This is a genomic window from Pseudomonas sp., assembly GCF_050739995.1.
GTDB lineage: Bacteria > Pseudomonadota > Gammaproteobacteria > Pseudomonadales > Pseudomonadaceae > Aquipseudomonas.
In genome coordinates this window covers 1-5554 of record NZ_JBOICG010000745.1, presented here as the reverse complement: position 1 = coordinate 5554, position 5554 = coordinate 1, and the positions used below count along the sequence as shown (strand labels likewise).

Sequence of the window (5554 nt, the reverse complement as noted above, 5' to 3'; positions counted from 1 at the left end):
TCGTATGGCTTGGAGGCCGCGGAAAAATTGGCGCTCGACCCGGCCCGGGTGTTCAAGACATTGCTGGCCAGCAGTGAGAAAGGTGAATTGCTGGTGGCGGTGGTGCCGGTCGTCGGAAGTCTGGATTTAAAAGCCTTGGCCCACGCGGCGGGGGTGAAAAAAGTCGAGATGGCCGACCCGGCAGCGGCGCAACGTGCCACGGGTTACTTGTTGGGCGGGATCAGTCCACTGGGCCAGAAAAAGCGCTTGCGCACGTTCATCGATGTGACGGCGCAGCCGTTAGCGACGATTTTTGTCAGTGCAGGGAGGAGGGGGCTGGAGGTTGAGCTGCCGGCTGCGGTACTGGCTGAGCATACCCAGGCCAAGTTTGCGCCTATTGGGCGGGGCTGAAACTCACGTCTGAATGCGCTAAAAATCTAATGTGGGAGCTGGCTTGCCTGCGATGGTATCACCGCGGTTCAACTGACAGGCCGAGGCGTCTGCATCGCAGGCAAGCCAGCTCCCACATTTTTATCCGGTTTCGTCAGTTGCTCAGTGAGCGGGACTGTAGCGGCGAACGCCAGATTCGACTTGAGGAATCTGCGCCGCCACGCTGCCTGATGCCTGGAACAGCACCAGATGTTCGGCGGCGACACGAATACCCACATCCGCCCCCACCTGATGATCGGCATGGCTGGGGAAAATCGACTCCAACTGAGCACCTGTTGGCAGTTGCAAGCGGTACAAGGTTGACGCGCCAAGGAAGGTCTTGCCGACAATCCGTGCTTTCAAGGGGCTGTCTGGCGCGTAAACGATGTCATCCGGGCGCAGCAACACATCCACGGCGCCACCGGTTGGCCAGGTGTAGGCGCGATTACCGCGCAGGTCACCCAGTTCGGTGCTGACCGATTCCGGTGAGCTCAATTGACCACGGATGAAATAACCCTGGCCAATGAAACTGGCCACGTAAGGTGTCTGCGGTTCGTGATAGAGGTTGTAGGGAGTGTCCCACTGTTCAAGCCGGCCCTCTTTGAAAACCCCTACCTGATCACTCACGGCGAAGGCTTCTTCTTGATCATGGGTGACCAGGATCGCACTGGTGCCGCGTGCCTTGAGGATGTCACGCACCTCATGGCTGAGCTTGCGCCGCAGTTCACCGTCGAGGTTAGAGAATGGCTCATCCAGCAGAAGCAACTGTGGCTCCGGTGCCAGGGCGCGGGCGAGGGCGACACGTTGCTGCTGGCCGCCGGAAAGCTCATGGGGAAAGCGTTTGCCCAGGTTTTTCAGGTTGACCAGTTCGAGTAGTTCAGCGACCACACGGTCTTTTTGCGGGTGCTTGCGAATGCCGAAGGCAATGTTGTCGGCCACGCTCAGGTGAGGAAACAGCGCGTAGTCCTGAAACACCATGCCGATCCGACGTTTCTCTGGTGCCAAGGTGAACCCTGCGCTGGAGATGACTTCGCCGGCCAGGCTGATTTCACCTTCGTGCACGGGTTCAAAACCGGCAATGGCTCGCAGGGTGGTGGTTTTGCCACAGCCTGAGGAGCCGAGCAAACAACCGATGTCGCCTGCGTTGAGGTGCAGGTTCAGGTTCTGCACCACCCTTTGATCTTGATAGCCGCATGCCAGATTGCGCAGGTTCAGCAGGAGTGGATGGCTCATGCGTGGTGGTACGCCGGCTCGACCAGGAATTCGAGCAAGGCTTTTTGCGCGTGCAGACGGTTTTCGGCCTGGTCCCAGGCGACCGAGCGTGGGTCGTCCAGCAAGTCGAGGCTGATTTCTTCGCCACGATGTGCGGGCAGGCAGTGCATGAACAGTACGTCCGGCGCGGCCAGGTCGAGCAGTGCGCGGGTGACCTGGAACGGCGCGAACAAGGCCAGGCGTTTGGCGGTTTCGTCTTCCTGGCCCATGGAGGTCCAGACGTCGGTGCTCACCAGGTGTGCACCGACTACCGCATCACGCGGGTCGCGCACGACGGTGACGCGATCACCTGCCTGTGCCAGGAAGCGCGCATCAGGTTCATAGCCTTCCGGGCAAGCGATGCGTAGCTGGAAGTCGAACTGGATCGCCGCTTCTATATAGCTGTTGCACATGTTGTTGCCATCGCCGATCCAGGCCACGGTCTTGCCCTGGATCGCGCCGCGATGCTCGAGGAAGGTTTGCATGTCAGCCAGCAACTGGCACGGATGCAGGTCATCGGACAGGCCGTTGATCACCGGTACACGGGAGTTGGCAGAAAATTCGGTCAAGGTGCTGTGGGCGAAGGTACGGATCATCACCGCATCGAGCATGCGCGACATGACGATGGCGCAATCGCTGATGGGCTCGCCCCGTCCCAGTTGGGTGTCACGCGGCGACAGGAAGATGGCCTGGCCGCCCAGCTGGATCATGCCGGCCTCGAAGGACAAGCGGGTGCGGGTCGAGGACTTTTCGAAAATCATCCCGAGCACGCGGTTTTTCAAAGGCTCGAACAGTACGCCGCGGTTACGCAGGTCTTTAAGCTCAATGCCTCGACGGATCACGCTGACCAGCTCTTCGGGCGTGCAATCCATCAGGGAGAGAAAGTGCCTTGCGCTCATCATTAACTACCTTTTTGCAACAGACCGCAGATACTCAAAGCCTTGTTTATTGTGACAACGGGCGAGACCTGCGGCGAAAGCCGCACGGGGCGACGAAATAGGGGAAGGCGCGATATTGACATTAAATGTCGCGTCTTACCAATAGGGCTACGTTTTTAGGGGTGTTCAAGAAGGGCGCGAGAGCGCTTTTGAAGACAGTTTCCTGGCAGCAGCGGCTCATTTGTACACTGGCCTCGCAACCTTTTGCAATGCGCGGCGGCGGGCCCAGGCCAGGCTGCGTCGGTTTCAGAGACTGCGTGGGAAGCTTCTGAAACATTTGCTCATGCTTAGACACATGGCTTGGCCTGATAACCCCCGATTCATGCGGCGAACGGTGCTGGCGACTCGGTAGGGCCGGGTCCATAGTCTGGCCAAAGCCCTTATAAAGAGACTGGCCATGACCAAGACTCTCCACCACCGTGCCTGCCATCTGTGTGAAGCCATCTGCGGCCTGACCCTGGAAACCACCCAGTCCGACGACGGCAGCCTGGCGATCACCTCGATCAAGGGGGACCCGCAGGACACCTTCAGTCGCGGGCACATTTGCCCCAAGGCGGTGGCGCTGCAAGATATCCAGAATGATCCGGACCGCCTGCACCAGCCGATGTTGCGGGTGGGCAGCGAATGGCAGCCGATTGCGTGGGAAGACGCCTTTGCGCTGGTAGCCGAGCGGTTGTCAGGTATTCAGGCGCGGCACGGGCAGAATGCGGTGGCGGTGTACCAGGGCAACCCAAGCGTGCACAACTATGGGTTGATGACCCACAGCAATTACTTCCTTGGCCTGCTCAAGACGCGCAATCGGTTCTCCGCAACCTCGGTGGATCAACTGCCCCATCACCTCACTAGCCACCTCATGTACGGTCATGGCCTGCTGTTACCGATCCCGGATATCGATCACACCGACTTCATGCTGATCCTAGGTGGCAATCCGTTGGCGTCCAACGGCAGCATCATGACCGTGCCGGATGTGGAGAAGCGCCTGAAAGCCATCCAGGCTCGGGGGGGCAAGGTCGTGGTCGTCGACCCTCGGCGCAGCGAGACGGCGGCGATGGCCGATCAACACCTGTTTGTGCGTCCGGGCGGGGATGCAGCGCTGTTATTCGGGGTGCTCAACACGCTATTTACCGAGAACCTGACCCGCGCCAGCCATTTGCCGGTTGAAGGGTTAGAGGACGTACGACAAGCCATCGTCGGGTTTACGGCCGACAGCATGAGCCGCCAATGTGCGGTGCCTGCAGAGCAGATTCGCCAGTTGGCACGGGATTTTGCCGCCGCCGACAAGGCCGTGTGCTACGGGCGAATGGGCGTCTCGACCCAGGCCTTTGGAACGCTTTGCCATTGGCTGGTGCAACTGATCAACCTGGTCACCGGCAATCTGGACCGTGTCGGCGGTGCGTTGTGCACCACGCCGGCGGTGGACTTGGTGGCGTCAACCGGTGGCGGGCATTTCAACCGTTGGCAGAGCCGGGTTTCCGGGCGCCCAGAGTACGGTGGCGAGTTGCCCGTATCGGCGCTGGCTGAAGAAATGCTCACTGGTGGCGAAGGACAGATCCGAGCGTTGGTGACGGTGGCGGGTAACCCGGTGCTGTCGACACCCAACGGTCGTCAACTGGAGCAAGCCCTGGATGGCCTGGAGTTCATGGTCAGCATCGACCTCTATATCAACGAAACCACGCGCTATGCCGACCTGATCCTGCCGTCTACCTCGGCGCTGGAAAACGATCACTACGACACCACCTTCAATATGTTCGCCGTGCGCAATATCAGCCGCTTCAATCGCGCGATCCTGCCCAAGCCTGAAGGCGCGCTGCATGATTGGGAGATCTTTGTCGGCCTGGCCCAGGCGTTTGCTTTACAAACGGGCGTGGTGCTCAAGCCGACGATGGCGCCTGCGCAGATGATCGATTTCGGGTTGCGCGCTGGCGTATATGGCGATGCTTCCGATCACAAACTTGTCGGTGGCGATGTTGGCGGAGCATCCCCATGGCGTGGACTTGGGGCCGCTCAAGCCCAATCTGGCTGCACGCTTGAAGACGACCAATGGTCAGGTGCAGGTGGCGCCGGCTGTGATCCTGGAGGATCTTGCGCGGTTCGCGGCGCAGCCGGTACCCATGGCCGATGAGTTGCTGCTGATCGGCCGCCGGCATGTACGCAGTAATAATTCCTGGATGCATAACTATCACCGTCTGGTGAAAGGCAAGCCACGCCATCAATTGTTGATGCACCCCGAAGATTTGGCCCGACGCCAACTGAGTGATGGCCAGCGGGTGCGCGTCAGCTCACGTATCGGCATGATCGAGGTGGAGGTGCTCGCCAGCCTGGACATGATGCCTGGCGTGGTCAGCCTGCCCCATGGCTGGGGGCATGGTCGTCCAGGCGTGCAGATGACAATCGCCAGTGGGCAGCCGGGAGCCAGTGCGAATGACTTGACCGATGAGCGGCAATTGGACGAATTATCGGGCAATGCTGCGCTCAATGGCGTTCCTGTACAGGTCGCAGCCGCCTGAGCACTGCGCTGGGATTTTGCGTTACAATGCGCCACCGTGCCGACCTGTGAGTCGCAAAGTTCCAGCCGAGGTGTTCCATGGATATCATCGAAACGATCAAAGAGCAGATTGCCAACAACACCATTCTGCTTTACATGAAGGGCGCGCCAAACGCTCCTCAGTGCGGTTTCTCCGCGAAGGCTTCCCAGGCCGTCATGGCGTGTGGCGAGAAATTCGCTTACGTGGATATCCTGCAAAACCCTGAAATCCGCGCCAACCTGCCGAAGTACGCCAACTGGCCAACCTTCCCACAACTGTGGGTGGCTGGTGAACTGGTCGGCGGCAGTGACATCATCGTTGAGATGGCGGCTGATGGTTCGCTGCAAGCGCTGATCAAAGAAGCGGCGGCAAATGCGGCAGCCAAGACAGACGCTTGATTCGCCTGCAATAAAAAGCCCCGCTACTCGAAAG

At 59.7% G+C, this 5554-nt stretch carries 4 protein-coding genes and 1 pseudogene; 3 read left to right on the top strand and 2 right to left on the bottom strand.

Going from position 1 to position 5554, the window contains the following annotated elements; translation table 11 throughout:
* Positions 1-390, top strand: a 390-nt coding sequence (locus ACRESD_RS25275) for an aminoacyl-tRNA deacylase (RefSeq protein WP_431753397.1), incomplete at its 5' end; no start/stop codon positions are given.
* A 141-nt stretch (positions 391-531) separates the two neighbouring features.
* On the opposite strand, the gene ACRESD_RS25270 is transcribed toward ACRESD_RS25275, so the two are convergent.
* Together ACRESD_RS25270 and argF are read right to left on the bottom strand one after the other, a co-directional pair.
* Positions 532-1641 (bottom strand): ABC transporter ATP-binding protein, encoded by a 1110-nt coding sequence (locus ACRESD_RS25270; protein WP_431753396.1) that lies wholly within the window; start codon positions 1639-1641, stop codon positions 532-534.
* Positions 1638-2558 (bottom strand): ornithine carbamoyltransferase, encoded by a 921-nt coding sequence (gene argF / locus ACRESD_RS25265; protein ID WP_431753395.1) that lies wholly within the window; start codon positions 2556-2558, stop codon positions 1638-1640. Before argF ends, ACRESD_RS25270 begins: the two co-directional genes overlap by 4 nt.
* A gap of 436 nt (positions 2559-2994) precedes the next feature.
* Here argF and ACRESD_RS25260 point away from each other — a divergent pair.
* Positions 2995-5104, top strand: a pseudogene (locus ACRESD_RS25260) (molybdopterin oxidoreductase family protein).
* Between the two features lie 77 nt (positions 5105-5181).
* Positions 5182-5520, top strand: coding sequence for a Grx4 family monothiol glutaredoxin (gene grxD / locus ACRESD_RS25255; RefSeq protein ID WP_034111962.1), 339 nt, complete (start codon positions 5182-5184; stop codon positions 5518-5520).
* Positions 5521-5554: the final 34 nt, after the last annotated feature.

Bases quoted from the DNA above. Each gene is read 5' to 3' on its own strand.
- ACRESD_RS25270 (WP_431753396.1), bottom strand. From the start codon at position 1,641: ATGAGCCATCCACTCCTGCTGAACCTGCGCAATCTGGCATGCGGCTAT.
- grxD (WP_034111962.1), top strand. From the start codon at position 5,182: ATGGATATCATCGAAACGATCAAAGAGCAGATTGCCAACAACACCATT.
- argF (WP_431753395.1), bottom strand. From the start codon at position 2,558: ATGAGCGCAAGGCACTTTCTCTCCCTGATGGATTGCACGCCCGAAGAG.